Genomic DNA, 14,242 nt, shown 5'->3' on the forward strand with positions numbered 1-14,242 from the left:
CCTACCCCCCCCCCCCCCCCCCCCCCCCCCCCCCCCCCCCCCCCCCCCCCCCCCCCCCGGGCCCCCCCCCCCCCCCCCCCCCCCCCCCCCCCCCTGCCGGGGGGACACGCGGAACGGGGCGCGTACGGAGTCCGGCCCGTGAGGTGGTGGAAACTCCGAGGTCGCACGGGAAGCCTCACGGGGCAACCGGACAGGGAACAGCCGTACGACGAGGGAGCGTCCACACCATGGGTACAGCCGTCCACGTCCCCCAGACCCGGGACATGATCGGGGAGGAGCTCTCCGGCGACGAGGCGTTCACCGCGCTGCGCCACTACGGGGGACTGCGGCTGCTGACCGACTCCTTCGCCCGCTTCCGTTACGCCGACGGGTTCACCAACGCGCGGGCCCTCGCCTTCCAGGTGGTGCTCGGGCTCGTCCCCTGCACCGTGGCGCTCGTCGGACTCGCCACGTCCGTGCACACCGAGGGCGTGGGCCGGGTCGTCGAACTCACCCTCGGCCGGATCGTGCCGGGCGCCAGCGCGGAGATCGTCCAGGACGCGTTCGACGGGACGCGGCGCACCGCCCACGGCGACGTCTGGGGCACCCTGGCACTCTGGCTCGGCCTCGGCTTCGCCCTGCTCAACCTCGCCTCGGCGATGGCCCAGATCGAGCGCGGAGCCAACCGCATCTACGGCATCGAACGCGACCGGCCCTTCCCGCGCAAGTACGGGCGGGCCGTCCTGCTCGCGCTGGCCGCCGGGCTGCCCCTGGTGCTCGGCTTCGTCGTCCTCGTCGCCGGCGAGGCCGTGGGCGACGCGGTGGCGGACACGGCCGGCTGGAAGGACGGCGGCCTGCCCTGGTGGGGCGTGCTCGACATCCCCGTGGGGCTCGCGCTCGCCTGGATCGCCTCCGCCGTGATCTTCCGCTGGTCCCCCCGCCGCGTCCAGCCCGGCTACACCTGGCTGGCCTTCGGCTCGGCCGTCCACCTGCTGCTGTGGGTGTCGGCCACCTGGCTGCTCGCGCTCTACGTGGAGGAGAGCGGCGCCTTCGGTGCCGTGTACGGGCCGCTCACCGCGTTCATCGCCCTGCTGCTGTGGGCCAACCTCACCGCCGTGGCCCTCTTCCTCGGCATCGCCTTCGCCGCCCAGCTGGAAGCGGCCCGCGCCGGCATCACCTCCGCCGTCCGGCCGGATCCCGGGCCGGGCAGGTGAGAGGCGACCGGCGAGGGCCGCTCGCCGGGCCCCGGCTTCAGCGGCCCGCCGCCGCGGTCACCGTGGCGGGGTCCACGCCGGTCAGCTCGACCACGCGGTGCGGGGGCACTCCGGCGGCCAGCGCCCGCCCGATCAGACCGTCCCGGCCGTCCGCGCAGTCGCGGTAGGCCAGCAGCTCCTCCTCGATCCCGGCGAGCGACTCCGGAGCCATCCGGTGACGTACTCGGCTCAACTCCTCGTCGCTCAGCGGCACGGGCAGCCGCTCCGCCTCCTCGGGCACGGCCGCCGTCTCCTCCGGCGGCAGCAGGCGCAGCTGCGGGGAGGTCGGCACGGCGCCGTGGGCGTCCAGCCAGGCCCGCACCGCCGGCGTCTCCATGCACGCGAGGTCACCGACGGCGGCGGGGGCCACCCCGAGCGGCACGGACGGGTCGTCCAGCAGGAACAGGTAGGCGTCGTCGGTCATCCTCGGCTCCTTCCAACGTAATCTGATCGACGTCCCTTTACCCCGCGGTGCCCGGAATACCGCCCGGTCACGCGGCGGCCACCGACACGCCGATGGCGATGAACAGCCAGCCGGTGCCCAGCTCCCAGCGGTGCCGGACCACCGGCCTGGCGAGCAGCGCGCGCAGGCGCGCGGCGACGAGCACGAGGGCGAACCAGTACCCGACGCCGATCAGCACGTCCAGGACGCCCAGCAGGAAGATCTGGCGCGTCACGGAACCGCCGCCGTCGACGAACTGCGGCAGCACGCTCAGGAAGAACAGCGCGGCCTTGGGGTTGAGCACGTTGGTGAGGAACCCCTGCGCGAAGCCCTCCCGCAGGCGCCCCGGTCCTGCCCCGTCCGCCCGGGCCGCGGCGGACGCCTGCTCCGCAGGCCCGGGCCTCCGGGCGCGCTCCCGTGCGGCACGGCGGGCCGCCAGGACGGCCCGTACGCCGAGGAAGACGAGGTAGGCCGCGCCCAGCAGCCGGATCCCGTCGAACGCCAGTGGCGAGCGCGTGGCGATCGCCGACAGCCCGGCGGCAGCGGCCAGCATGTGCACACACAGCCCCGTCTGGGCACCCAGGGCAGCGGCCCTGCCCTTGGCGGGGTCCTCGGCCGCGGATCTGACGACGACGAGGAAGTCGGGGCCGGGCACCACATAGGCGATCAGCACCACACCGAGGAAACCGACCAGATCGACCGTCATCCGAAGCCTCCGCTCGCCGCCCGTGAGGTGACGGCCCGGCCGGGTACCCCGATGCCGCACTGGGCAGCAAGATGCCGCGCACACCTCCCACGACAGTCCGGACGGTCTCGGGCACCGCACACCGGCTTGTACGGTCGGCGCATGACGGACACCAGGCGTTTCGAGGGGTACGGGGTACTGGTCACCGGTGGGGCCCGCGGCATCGGCGCCGCCACCGCGCGGCGGCTGGCACGGGAGGGAGCGCGGGTCCTGGTGGCCGACCGGGACGCGGCCGAGGCGACGCGGACCGCGCGGGCACTGCGCGAGGCGGGGCTGCACGCCGAGGGGATCGCGTGCGACGTGGCCGACCGGGAGGCCGTCGAGGCCGCCGTCACCCACGCCGTGGACGCCTTCGGCTCACTCGACGCGCTGGTCAACTGCGCCGCCCACTGCTCGCCCGACGCGCCCCTCTTCGAGGACGAACCGGACGAGTCGTGGGCCCGCGACCTGGACGTCACCCTGACCGGCGCGTACCGCTGCTGCCGCGCCGCCCTGCCGCACCTGGCCGCCTCCGGCCGGGGCGCGATCGTCTCCATCGGGTCGGTCAACGGCCTGCAGGACTTCGGCAACCACGCCTACAGCGCGGCCAAGGCCGGTCTGGGCTCCCTCACCCGCACGCTGGCGGGCCACGCCGCCGCCCGTGGCGTCCGTGTCAACCTGGTCGCGCCGGGCACCGTGCGCACCAGTGCCTGGGAGGGCCGTAACGAGGACCTCGAAGCGGTACGCGGGCTGTACCCGCTCGGCCGGGTCGGCGAGCCGGAGGACATCGCGGCGGCCGTCGCGTTCCTCGCCTCGTCCGACGCCTCCTGGATCACCGGCACCACCCTCGTCGTCGACGGCGGCCTCACCGCCGTCAGCACCGGTTTCCACCGGGCGCTGCGGGCTGAGCGATGAGTTCCGGTGGCGGATCGGGTCCGCCCCGGTATGACACGCATCGTCGCCGACATCTCGGTCTCCCTCGACGGTTTCGTCACCGGCCCCGACCCCGGCCCCGGCAACGGCCTGGGCACCGGCGGCGAGGCCCTGCACACCTGGGCGTTCTCCGACGACCCGGACGACCGGCGGGTCCTGAGCGAGGCCACGGCCCGCTCGGGCGCCGTCGTCCTCGGGCGCCGGCTCTTCGACGTGGTCGACGGGCCGCACGGCTGGGACGACACCACCGGCTACGGCGCGGGTGAGGTCGGCCGGCCCGCGTTCGTCGTCGTGACGAGCTCACCGCCTTCGTCCGTGCGGCTGACCGACCTCGACTGGACGTTCGTCACCACCGGCGTGGCCGACGCCGTCGCCGTGGCGCGCCGGCGCGCCGAGGAGGCGTCGTCACGCAGCGGCGAGGACCTCGACGTCGTCGTCATGGGGGGCGCCGCCACGATCGCCGCGGCCCTGCGGTCCGCCCTGGTCGACACGCTGTCCCTGCACCTCGCCCCCGTCGTGCTGGGCGACGGGACGCCCCTGTTCACCGGCATGACCCCCCGCGCCCTGGTGCGGCGCGGCGTCGTCGCGACGACGACGGCCACGCACCTGACCTACGACGTCCTGTGACGGGGAGCGCGCCGCCCGCGAAGCCCCGGCCCGGGCGGCCGGTCCGCACCGCCCACCGCCTACGGCCGACCGGGCGGTTCGCGCAGGATGTCCGTGGTGATGTCCGCCAGCGGCCTGCCGGTGCGGAAGGCCTCGGCGCGCATCAGGGCCAGCGCGTCCTCCTGGCTGATCCCGCGCCGCGTCACCAGGGCGCCGACGGCACGCGCGGTGTCGAACCAGTGCGCGCGGACGACGTCCTGCGGTTCCCAGTCCGGCGCCCGCGAGCCGGTGAGGAGCATCTCGCGGGTCGTCATGAGCGCGGCCGTCACCGCGTCGGCCACCTGGGACGCCTGGGCCAGCGCCTCCTCACCGAGCGCGTGGGGCCGCAGCGCCAGCAGGTCGACGGTGCCGAGCACGTAGTCGCCGAAGAAGAGGGGCAGGGCGTACACGGACGCGACCCGGGGCAGTCTCTCGCGCACGGTCGCCCCGAACAGGGGCCAGGGTGTCAGCTCCCGGCGCAGGTCGTGGACCGCCACGGCTTCGCCGGTGCGTGCGGCGCTGACGCAGGGCCCCTCCAGCAGCGTGAACTGGATGTCCTCCAGTGTCAGAGCGGCCTCGTCGGACGCGGCCAGCAACTGCCGGGACGGGGTGTCGGTGAGCAGCGAGAGGGTGGCCCCGTCCATGCCGAGCCCTTCGCACACCGCCTCGCACACCCGTCGCGGCACCTCTTCGACGGGCGCGTTCGCCGCGGCTTCCGCGACCATCCGTGCCGCCTTGTCCGCGGCCGTCATCCGGTCTCCCCGTGTGCCGGGAACCGCTCGTGCTCATGAAGGACCATGCGAGCGAAGTACCCGCCCCGGGCGGGGGGATGCCGCCGGAACGCCGCACACGGCACCGGGGTGGACGGCCCGCCGCACGGGCGGGCGCCGCCCGGGATCACCGGCCCCGGGCCACCCCGTGCGGGAGGCGACCACCGGCGGACCTCTAGGCCCAGGGGTCCGTGATCTCCCGCAGCAGGGTCAGGGCCTCCCGCAGCTGTCTCATCCGCCGCTTCCCGAGGTGCTCCTCCCACTCCCTCTCCACCTCCGCGACCACCGCGTCGGCGACCTCCTTGGCCGCCCGGGCCTTCTCCGCGCCGCACACCAGCCGGGCCCGCTTGTCGGTCGGGTCGGGCACCCGGGTGACGTACCCCGACTTCTCCAGCTGGTCGACGAGGAAGCCCGCGGTCTGCTTGGTGATCTGGGCCTGCTCGGCCAGCTCGGTGAGGCGTGTGCCGTGGGGGCCGATGCGCTGCATGACCCGGGCCTGGGCGGGCGTGAAGTCGTCGAAACCGGCCTCGGCCAGCGCGGCGAAGACGCGGTTCTCCAGCGCCCGGTAGGGCAGGAACAGGAGCACCCCGGTGTTGAGCTCGCTCTCCGTCACCATGCCCGGCCCACTTCCCGCACCATCGTCGGTTCTCGCCCCGCTTCCTTGACATTGGTCAGATTCCCTGACTACTTTGGTCAGAGAATCTTACCACTTGAGTGGGTGGTCACCGTGGGCGCAGTGCTGGACACCGACGAGCTCTGGCGGATCGTCGACCAGGAGCGGACGAGCCTGGCCGACCTGCTGGAGGGCCTGAGCCCCGACGAGTGGGAGAGGCCCACGCGGTGCGGGGACTGGCGGGTGCGGGACGTGGCCGCGCACCTGACCATCGCGGCGCGTTTCTCGTACGGGCAGGTCGTACGGGAGATGGTGCGGGCGCGCGGGAACTGGAACCGGATGATCCGCGACTCGGCGGTGCGCGAGGCCGCCCGGCCCGTCGCCGAGATCGTCGCCAACCTCCGCTCGATCGTCGGCTCCCGGCGCCTGGCCCCCACCACCTCACCCCACGAACCGCTCCTCGACCTGCTGGTCCACGGCCAGGACATCGCCCTCGCCCTGGGCCGGACGCGCGCCATGCCCCGGGCCGCGGCCCGCGACGCCGCCGACCGGGTGTGGACCATGCGCTTCCCGCCCCGCCCGTGGCCCCTGCCCAAGGCCCGGCTCGTCGCCACCGACATCGACTGGGCGCGCGGGACCGGCCCCGAGATCCGCGGCCCGATCGGGGCCCTGCTCCTGCTGCTCACCGGCCGCCCGGAAGCGGCCCGGGAGTGGGCCGAACGCACCGGGGAGCCGTGGACGGGGGTCGCGACTCCCCGGTGACACGGCCGCCGCCCGGCCCGGTTCCCGGCCGACGCGTCGGTAAGGGCCCGGCCCGGCCGTGGCAGCCGGTTCCCGCTCCCCGCGAGGGCCCGGCCGCCCTCGGCGGGCCGTACGCCGCGTCGAACGCCCGCACGGGACGACGCCGAGCGCGCGAGCGACAGCCCGGTCGCCAGGGCCGAGCGGTGGCCCCGGCGCGGCGCGGGCCGCGGACCGTGTTCTCGTCCCAGGACGGCGATCCACCGGCTGAGCACGGGCTGCGCGAGGGAAGCTCGCGCGCGGCCCGTCCCGAACCCGGCGCCTCGATTCCGCGCTCACAGGCACCGGGGACGCGCTGGAAACCGGGTTGCGGCAGGTGGGTGAACCCGGTGACCATGCGCGCATGGAGCGTGAGACGGACGAGGTGAACCAGGCGATCGCGGCCGAACTGCGGCTCGTCGACCCGCGCGTGCGGGCGTCGCGGTCCCGGGCGGCGGAACTGCTCGACCCGGAGTTCGTCGAGGTCGGCGCCTCCGGCCGGCGCTGGACCCGCGAGCAGCTGCTCGCCGCGCTGCCGGACATGGCGGGCAGCCAGGAGGAGGGTCCCCGGTACCGGCCGTCGGACATCACGGGTGTCTCCCTGGCCCCCGGGCTGGTGCACCTCACGTACGAGACCCTGCTCGACGGCAGGCGGGCGCGCCGGAGTTCGCTGTGGCGCAGGCAGGGTGACGGGACGGACTGGCGGCTGTACTACCACCAGGCCACTCCGGTCCCGCCGCGGGCCGGCTAGCGGAGCCGTCGCGGGGGGCGCCGGCGGGGGTGCCGCGGTGGACCGCCGGGGTCCGGCGCCCGGCACGCCCGAACCGGTGGTTCGCGCCCCCGACGGCGTAACGAGCACCCGCACCCGGGGCGGCGCTCCCACGCCCCGCCGGAGACTCACGGGAGAGCGGCCGGCAGCCGACGGCCCCCACCACCGGAGAGCACCGGCCTGGGAGTGATCATGCTCAGTACCACCCCGCCACGCGTCAGCGTGATCATCCCCGCGTACAACTCCATGCCGGAGCTGACCAGGTGCGTCACCTCCGCCATGGAGCAGACCCTCGGCCTGGAGCGGTTGGAGATCCTCGCGATCGACGACGGCTCCACCGACGGCACCGCGGCCGAACTGGACCGGCTCGCCCGCGCCTGTCCCCGCCTGCACGTGGTGCACCAGCCCAACAGCGGGGGAGCCGGAGGCCCGCGCAACACCGGCCTCGACCTGGCCACCGGCGACTACGTCTTCTTCCTCGACTCCGACGACTACCTGGGACCCGACGCCCTGCGCCGCATGGTCGCCATGGCGGACGAGAACCGTACCGACGTCGTCCTCGGCAAGATGGTGTCCGTGGGCGGGCGGGCCGTACCCACGGCCGTCTTCTCGCACAACCAGCACCGGACCGACGTCTTCTCGTCCCTCGCCTACCGCACCCTGGGCTGCTGGAAGCTGTTCCGGCGCTCCCTGATCGAGCGGCTGGGGCTGCGCTTCCCGCCCTACCGCAACTGCGAGGACAAGCCGTTCACCGCCGCGGCCTACCTCAACGCGAACGGCATCTCCGTGGTCGCCGACTACGACTGCTACTACTCGCGCAACCGGCAGAACGGCAACAACCTCACCCGCACCGCGGCCGACCTCGTCCACCGCATGGACGGCACGCGGCTGTGTTTCGAGACGGTCGCCCGCTACGTCGAACCCGGCCCGCGCCGGGACCGGATCATGCGCCGCCACGTGGAGTGGGAACTGTGCGGGCCGCTGCGGGCCCTGCTGCCCCGGGAGGACGAGCGGGAGGCGCGGGAGCGCTTCTACCCGCAGTTCCGGGACTGGGCCGTGCGCTACGCGACCGACGGGGTGGTCCAGCAGATCGCCCCGCCGGACCGGCTGATCGTCCACCTCCTGCGCGCCGACCGGTACGAGGACCTCATGACGGTGGTCCGGCACGCCAAGCAGGACGAGACGCGCGGGCACCTCGTCGACAAAGGGCACGTCTACTGGCGGCACCCCTTCTTCCGGGACCCCGCGAAAGCGGTCCCGGACACCTGCTTCGACGTCACGGACCGGCTGCCCGTCCGCCACGGCCTGACCGAAGCGGCGTGGACCGGCGACGGCGCCCGGCTCCGCCTGTCCGGCCACGCCCGCATCGATTCCCTCGGGCCCCTGGAGCCCACCACCCGTCTGATCCTGCGGCCACGCGGCTTCCCGCACCCCGACCTGCGCCTGCCCGTGCGCGTCGGCACCGCCGCGCACCGGTCCGCCGCGCAACGGTCCGGCCCGCACAGGGGCGGTGACACGGACCCGGCGGCGGCCTTCACCGCCGTCCTGGACCTCGCCACCGTGGACTCGGGCGCCCCGCTCGGCACGGGAGTGTGGGACCTGCACCTGGAGGTGCGCGCCGACGGAGTCGCCCGGACCGTCAGGGTCCGGCAGGCCCGCACCGACGACCAGGACGGCGGCCGGACGGACCCACCCCCGCGAGAGCTGCACGGCGCCTCCCGGCCCGGAGGGACTCCCACCACCGCACGGCCCTTCCTCACCCCGCACGGCAACCTCTCCCTGGAGATCCGGCCCACGCCCGCCGCACCGCCCTGCCAGGTGACCGAGGTCGCCTGGGACACGTCCGCCCGGGGCACGCTCGTCGTCGGCGGACGCCTGAGCGCCGAGGCCGTCCGCCTCGCCACCGCCATGACGCTCCGAGCGGAGGACGACACCGGTCTGGCGCGGGAGGTGCCCCTGCGCTACACACCGGCCGGCGGTCAGACCGGGTTCACCGCCCGGCTGCCGGTCAGGGAACTGCCCCCGGGCCGGTGGACGTTGACCCTCCGCACGGACCCGACCCGGGGAGCGGGCGACCCGAAGCACCGCCTTCCCGTCCCGCCCCCGCGGACACTCACCGGGACCCGCTGGTTCCGCGCGTCCCGGTTCGGCCGCCCCTACTACGCCAAGCCCCTCCCGCGGGATTCACGAAGCACGCTGGTGCTGCGGGTGGCGCCGGTCCGGCTGACGGCCGCCCTGCGGCGACGCCTGCGCGGACGCCGGGGCTGACACCGCCCGTCCGTCCCTGCCCCGCCGCCCGAACAGCCCCTCGGACCGGTGACTCCGGCCGGGCTGGTTCTTCGCCCACTCCGTCCCGGTGTTCGCGACGGGGGCGACTTCCGCGTCCGGAGCGGCGCGGTCGTCGGTGCCCGCAAGGCCGTCGCGTGCGACGCGCTTCCCGCGCTTCCTGTCCGGCACGCGGCCCCGAAGGCGGTGCGCATTGACGGATTCATCACCGCGCCCACGGGGCAGTCACCCCTGGATGTCATGAGCACGACTGCCCTTCCCCCACGAGGAGGTCGATCATGCACGTGCGTACGCTGACAGGAGGCCTGGCCGCCGCCTGTCTGGTCACCCTGTCCCTGACGAGCGGTCAGGCGGCGGCCGCCTCCCCCGGCCCGGCCGCCGCGCCCCTCGCCGCCCGTGTCCTGACCTACGACGCCGCCGGCGCCGCCGAGTTCAAGGCCGCCGTCGACCGGGGCGCGGCGGTCTGGAACGCGAGCGTCGACGCCGTCGAACTGCGGCCCGTAGCCGCCGGGCAGCGCGCGAACATACGCGTGCTGGCGGACAACGGCTGGCCGCGCGCCCTGCCCACCACCCTGGGCAACGGCACGGTCTACATCGGACGCCAAGCCGTGAACCAGGGCTACGACACGATCCGGATCTCGTCCCACGAACTCGGCCACATCCTGGGCCTGCCCGACCGCAAGCCCGGTCCGTGTTCCAGTCTGATGTCCGGCTCCAGCGCGGGCACCGCGTGCACCAACCCGTATCCGAACGCGGCGGAGAAGGCGGAGGTCGAGGGCAACTTCGGCGGCGCCCTCACCGAGCACGCCCCGGCGGTCCGCGCCGAGCTCATCGTGGACTGACGCTCACCGCTGCCCACCGGTGGACGGCACCGCGCGGCTCAGCCCGGACAGCCGGTGTCGTCCACCACGTAGTAGCCAGGCGAGGTCTGTTTGAGGGTGTGCCGGATGAACGTGTTCCACAGCCCCATGGCCTGGCCGGAGCCCCTGGCGTAGGTGTTGCCGCCGCTCTGGTAGGCCCGCCCGGCGACCGTGTGGTCGTAGTTGGCGGCCGTGTGGCAGGTGGGCGTGAAGCCGGTGGTGGTCGCGGCCACCACCGGGGACACGCGGCCTTCCGCGCCCGCGGGGTCCACGGCCACCACGCTGTAGCGGTACGTGGTACCCGTGTCCAGACCGGTGTCGGTGTAGGAGGACGAGGTCGTGGCGCCCGCCCTCGCGCCGTCGCGGCGCACGAGGTACGAGGCGGCGCCGTCGACCGGCTGCCAGCTCAGGGAGACGGAGGAGTCGGTGGCCCGGGTGACCGTCAGGCCCGTGGGCGCCGGCAGGGCGTCGCCGCCCTGCTCGGCGTCGAGCCCCCAGAACCGGGCGGTGTGGTAACTGGAACAGATGGTGTCGAGGTAGTAGGTGCCGGTGCTGCCGCACTGCCCGGGGCCGCTGCCCGGGTCGACCGCGAGCCCGTGCCCCATACCGGAGACCGTGTAGACCTCCACGGCGGGACGGCCCGAGGCGTCCTCGTACACGCTCCGCGAGGTGCCCCCGCCCAGGCTCTCGGTGCGTGCGGGGGTCTGGCCGATGCCCCACACGTCGGTCCACTGGTCGCGCAGCTCACCGGCGTTGGCGGGCACGACGGTGGTGTCCGCGGTGCCCTGCCAGATCGCGACGCGCGGCCAGGAGCCCGTACCGGCGGGAGCGGCGGCGCGCACCAGGTCCCCCCACTGCGCGGGAGTCCGGTCCGGCGGGCTGTACATGCAGGTGTACGCCGCCGGCACGCTGCTCGCGCAGCGCGCGGGCAGCCCGGAGGCGACGGCCCCGCCCGCGAACACCTCGGGGTAGGCGGCGAGCAGGTTCGCGGTCATGGCGCCGCCCGCGGACAGGCCGGTGATGTGGACCCGCCGGGGGTCGCCGCCGTACAGCGACAGGGCCGTGCCGGCCATCTGCCGGACCGACAGGGCCTCGCCCTGACCACGGACGCTGTCGCCCGGCTCGAACCAGTTGAAGCAGGAGTTGGCGTTGTTGGCACCGCTCGTCTGCGGGAGGACCAGCGCGAAGCCGTACGCGTCGGCCAACTCGGGCCACCCCGAGTGCGCGTAGTAGTCCTGGGCGCTCTGGGTGCAGCCGTGCAGGGCGAGGACGACCGGGGCGCCGGCCGGCAGTCCGTCGGGCACATACGTGTACATCGACAGGTTGCCGGGGTTGCTGCCGAAGCCGGTGACCTGGGTGAGGCCGGCGGCGGCCGTCCGGGGTTCCGCGGTGGCCGCCCGGGGTTCCACGGCAGCCGTCCGGGGCTCCAGGGCGGATGCCGGAGGCCCGGCGGTGAGCAGGCCCGCGCTCAGGGCCAGGGCCCCCGCGGCGGCGGTGACCCACCGGCGCCGTCGGCGGCCGGAGCGGCGGCTTCCGGTGAGGCGGAACGCGGTGTGCGACTGTCCCATGACGACGGCCTCCTGGTGGGGGGAACACTGCGCGTCGCCGCCCCCGAGAGCCCCGGGACCGGCGTGCCGTGCATCATCGGGGCGTTCCCGCCGGCGTCGACATGGGCCGGGCCGCCATGTGTGGCGTGGATGTGTGTGACGGCGCTCTATGGCTCGGACGGTATTCGTGCGTGTAGGGCAGGGCCGCACCGGCGAAGAGCTCAGGCGCCCGCCCGGTGACCGGCCTGGCACCGGCACCCATGGTGAGGCGGTCGAAGGTGGTCGCCGGACCCATAGGCCGCGGCCGATCGCCGTCCTAACCTCCCGCGCGTCCCTGTACGCACACCGCGACCGCGGAGGCACCGCATGCGCCTTTCCACCCACCCCCTGGACCGCTCCCGGCGACGACGGTGGCCGGCGGCCACCCTGGCGCTGGCCGCCCTCGCCCTCATCCCCGCGCCCGCCACCGCGGCATCGGAGGGCTGCGCCGCACACCTCACGCGCGTGCGCGTACCGGGAGCCGAGCACCAGCGGGCCGCGTGCCTGGCGGACCTGACCACGGCCGGCACGATCGCCTCGGGACACACCGACCCGGCCGACTGGGCCGGGCTCACGCCGAAGGACCTGGCCGTCCCCAGCGAGGTCCCCGGCGTCCAGATCGACGGCTACTTCCCCGACACCTCCACCACCAACACCAACCACGGCTGGCGGCACGACGCCCAGTTCGTCATCCGCCTGCCCGACCGGTGGAACGGCGGCCTGGTGGTCGCGGGCACCCCCGGCAACCGCGAGCAGTACGCCAACGACCGGGCCATCGCCGACTGGGTGCTCTCCCGCGGCTACGCCTACGCCGCCACCGACAAGGGAAACACCGGCCTCGCCTTCCACCGGGACGGCGCACGGCCCGGAGACGCCATCGCCGAGTGGAACGACCGGCTCACCCAGCTCACCCGCGCCGCCCGGGCCACGGCCGCCCGGCACTACCACCGCCCGCCGGCCCGCACGCTGGTGACCGGCATGTCCAACGGCGGCTACCTGGTGCGCTGGCAACTGGAGAACCACCCCGAGCTCTACGACGGGGGAGTGGACTGGGAGGGCACCCTCTGGCGGCCCGACGGCCCCACCCTCCTGCACTTCCTGCCCCAGGCGCTGCGCCACTACCCCGATCACGCCGCCGGGGGAGCCCGGGCCCGTGCGGCGCGCGAGGCCCTGCACGCCGCCGGTTTCCCGCCCGGGTCCGAGTTCCTCTGGCCGTACCACCACCAGGTCTACTGGGACCTGACCCAGCGCGTCTACCGCGAGGAACTGGACCCCTCGTTCGACGGACCGACCGAGGCGGGCACGCCGTTCTGCGCGCCCGGCGCACCGGCCTGTGACGCCGACTACGACTACGCCTCCAGGCCCGGCGAGGTCGCGAGGGCCGTGGAGAGGATCGGACTGACCGGGCGGATCGGCAAGCCGCTGCTCACCCTGCACGGCACCCTGGACGTCCTGCTGCCGATCAGCCGGGACTCCGACGTCTACGCCCGCATGGTGCGCGAGGCGGGCCGCGGCCCACTGCACCGCTACTACCGCGTCGAGGGCGGTACCCATACCGATGCCCTGGCCGACACCCACCCGGACCGCCTGCGCCCGCTCACCCCGTGCCACCGGACGGCCTTCGCGGCGCTGGAGAAGTGGCTCGTCTCAGGAGACCGCCCACCGGCCTCCCGCACGGTGGCCCGGCCCACCGGGACCGACCCGGCGACGCTGGCGAACAGCTGCTCCCTGAGCTGATCGCACCCGCCGTCGTCAGGGGGCTACCGGCTTCCTGGTGCGTTCGGTCTCGTCCTGGACCAGCAGGGAGAGCAGGGACGCGACCGGGAGGCCGGCCTCGGCCGGGTGCCGCAGCACCTTGTCGGGCTCCACGCGGTAGGTGTTGGTGCGCCCTTCACGGGTGTGGGACAGGTACCCGGCCCGCTCCAGGTCGGAGATGATGCGCGAGACGGCACGCTCGGTGAGCCGGCAGCGGGCGGCGATCTCGCGGATGCGGACGTTCGGGTTGTCGGCGATGGCCGCCAGGACACGCGCGTGGCTGGTGATGAACGTCCATCCGGTGTGTGATTCGGGCACTCCAACCATGCTCGGCATTTTAAGGGGGGCGTTGCCAGAACACAGATACATGACATACTTTTCCGGCAATGGATGACGTGCTCCCGTGAGGGAGAACCGCAGGGAGGAGCCCGAGGTGCCCTGGGACGAAGCCGCCGGACCGGCACTGATGAGCAGCAGTGGGGCGTCCCTTCCGGAACAGGCCGCCGGGACCGCCGCACCCGGAACCGCGGTGCTGCAGTACGGACGGCGAGGGGCCCGGGTCGTCGTCGCGCGCGGCGCCTACGACATGGACTCGATCAGGCCCCTGGCCGACGCGCTCGGGACCGCCGCCCGCAACCATCCGAAAGTGATCCTGGACGCCTCCGGTGTGACGTTCGCGGACTCGACGTTTTTGAACCTGCTGATCCTCACCCACCAGGCGACCGCCCTGCGCGTGGTCGCGCCGTCGCCCCCGGTGCGGCGGCTCTGCGAGATCACCGGCGTCGACGGCCTGCTGGAACTGCGCGACACGGTCGAGGACGCCGCCGCGACGTAAGGGCGTCCGCGGCCG

General features: G+C 74.5%; 15 protein-coding genes. 9 read left to right on the top strand and 6 right to left on the bottom strand.

The features are described 5' to 3' along the window. The first annotated feature begins 227 nt into the window (after positions 1–227). A complete protein-coding gene (locus tag AC07DA_RS04520) occupies positions 228–1,193 on the top strand; it encodes a YihY/virulence factor BrkB family protein (RefSeq protein ID WP_479124500.1) in 966 nt (321 codons plus the stop codon). Positions 1,194–1,230: 37 nt separating this feature from the next. On the opposite strand, the gene AC07DA_RS04525 is transcribed toward AC07DA_RS04520, so the two are convergent. Together AC07DA_RS04525 and AC07DA_RS04530 are read right to left on the bottom strand one after the other, a co-directional pair. Next, positions 1,231–1,656 carry a DUF6003 family protein gene (locus AC07DA_RS04525; RefSeq protein ID WP_479124501.1) on the bottom strand — a complete coding sequence of 142 codons (426 nt, stop codon included), beginning with the start codon at positions 1,654–1,656 and terminating at the stop codon, positions 1,231–1,233. 67 nt (positions 1,657–1,723) lie between these two features. Further along, on the bottom strand, positions 1,724–2,380 hold the full coding sequence (locus AC07DA_RS04530; protein WP_479124503.1) for a LysE family translocator: 657 nt from the start codon (positions 2,378–2,380) through the stop codon (positions 1,724–1,726). 141 nt (positions 2,381–2,521) lie between these two features. Here AC07DA_RS04530 and AC07DA_RS04535 point away from each other — a divergent pair, with 141 nt between their 5' ends. Both AC07DA_RS04535 and AC07DA_RS04540 read left to right on the top strand, forming a co-directional pair. Beyond that, the gene (locus AC07DA_RS04535; RefSeq protein ID WP_479124505.1) at positions 2,522–3,313 is read left to right on the top strand and encodes an SDR family NAD(P)-dependent oxidoreductase; all 792 of its coding nucleotides are present in this window, start codon (positions 2,522–2,524) and stop codon (positions 3,311–3,313) included. 30 nt (positions 3,314–3,343) lie between these two features. Further along, positions 3,344–3,958, top strand: a complete 615-nt coding sequence (locus AC07DA_RS04540; RefSeq protein ID WP_479124507.1) for a dihydrofolate reductase family protein — start codon at positions 3,344–3,346, stop codon at positions 3,956–3,958. Between the two features lie 59 nt (positions 3,959–4,017). On the opposite strand, the gene AC07DA_RS04545 is transcribed toward AC07DA_RS04540, so the two are convergent. Both AC07DA_RS04545 and AC07DA_RS04550 read right to left on the bottom strand, forming a co-directional pair. Beyond that, positions 4,018–4,728, bottom strand: a complete 711-nt coding sequence (locus AC07DA_RS04545) for a GAF and ANTAR domain-containing protein (protein ID WP_479124509.1) — start codon at positions 4,726–4,728, stop codon at positions 4,018–4,020. Between the two features lie 193 nt (positions 4,729–4,921). After that, the gene (locus AC07DA_RS04550) at positions 4,922–5,362 is read right to left on the bottom strand and encodes a MarR family winged helix-turn-helix transcriptional regulator (RefSeq protein ID WP_479124511.1); all 441 of its coding nucleotides are present in this window, start codon (positions 5,360–5,362) and stop codon (positions 4,922–4,924) included. A 102-nt stretch (positions 5,363–5,464) separates the two neighbouring features. Here AC07DA_RS04550 and AC07DA_RS04555 point away from each other — a divergent pair, with 102 nt between their 5' ends. From AC07DA_RS04555 to AC07DA_RS04570, 4 genes are all read left to right on the top strand, one after another. Beyond that, entirely contained in the window at positions 5,465–6,121 is a 657-nt protein-coding gene (locus AC07DA_RS04555) for a maleylpyruvate isomerase family mycothiol-dependent enzyme (RefSeq protein WP_479124513.1), read from the top strand. A 379-nt stretch (positions 6,122–6,500) separates the two neighbouring features. Further along, positions 6,501–6,887 (top strand): nuclear transport factor 2 family protein, encoded by a 387-nt coding sequence (locus AC07DA_RS04560; protein WP_479124515.1) that lies wholly within the window; start codon positions 6,501–6,503, stop codon positions 6,885–6,887. A gap of 210 nt (positions 6,888–7,097) precedes the next feature. After that, on the top strand, positions 7,098–9,173 hold the full coding sequence (locus AC07DA_RS04565) for a glycosyltransferase family 2 protein (RefSeq protein ID WP_479124516.1): 2,076 nt from the start codon (positions 7,098–7,100) through the stop codon (positions 9,171–9,173). A gap of 296 nt (positions 9,174–9,469) precedes the next feature. Then, the gene (locus AC07DA_RS04570) at positions 9,470–10,033 is read left to right on the top strand and encodes a snapalysin family zinc-dependent metalloprotease (protein WP_479124518.1); all 564 of its coding nucleotides are present in this window, start codon (positions 9,470–9,472) and stop codon (positions 10,031–10,033) included. A 38-nt stretch (positions 10,034–10,071) separates the two neighbouring features. On the opposite strand, the gene AC07DA_RS04575 is transcribed toward AC07DA_RS04570, so the two are convergent. Beyond that, complete coding sequence (locus tag AC07DA_RS04575; RefSeq protein ID WP_479124520.1) at positions 10,072–11,619, bottom strand: extracellular catalytic domain type 1 short-chain-length polyhydroxyalkanoate depolymerase; 1,548 nt, start codon at positions 11,617–11,619, stop codon at positions 10,072–10,074. 345 nt (positions 11,620–11,964) lie between these two features. Here AC07DA_RS04575 and AC07DA_RS04580 point away from each other — a divergent pair, with 345 nt between their 5' ends. Continuing rightward, a complete protein-coding gene (locus AC07DA_RS04580; protein WP_479124522.1) occupies positions 11,965–13,374 on the top strand; it encodes a tannase/feruloyl esterase family alpha/beta hydrolase in 1,410 nt (469 codons plus the stop codon). 15 nt (positions 13,375–13,389) lie between these two features. On the opposite strand, the gene AC07DA_RS04585 is transcribed toward AC07DA_RS04580, so the two are convergent. Then, the gene (locus AC07DA_RS04585; RefSeq protein ID WP_479124524.1) at positions 13,390–13,719 is read right to left on the bottom strand and encodes a helix-turn-helix transcriptional regulator; all 330 of its coding nucleotides are present in this window, start codon (positions 13,717–13,719) and stop codon (positions 13,390–13,392) included. Positions 13,720–13,795: 76 nt separating this feature from the next. Here AC07DA_RS04585 and AC07DA_RS04590 point away from each other — a divergent pair, with 76 nt between their 5' ends. Next, positions 13,796–14,227, top strand: coding sequence for an STAS domain-containing protein (locus AC07DA_RS04590; protein ID WP_479124526.1), 432 nt, complete (start codon positions 13,796–13,798; stop codon positions 14,225–14,227). Positions 14,228–14,242: the final 15 nt, after the last annotated feature.

This window comes from Streptomyces sp. NPDC044921 (assembly GCF_056432865.1).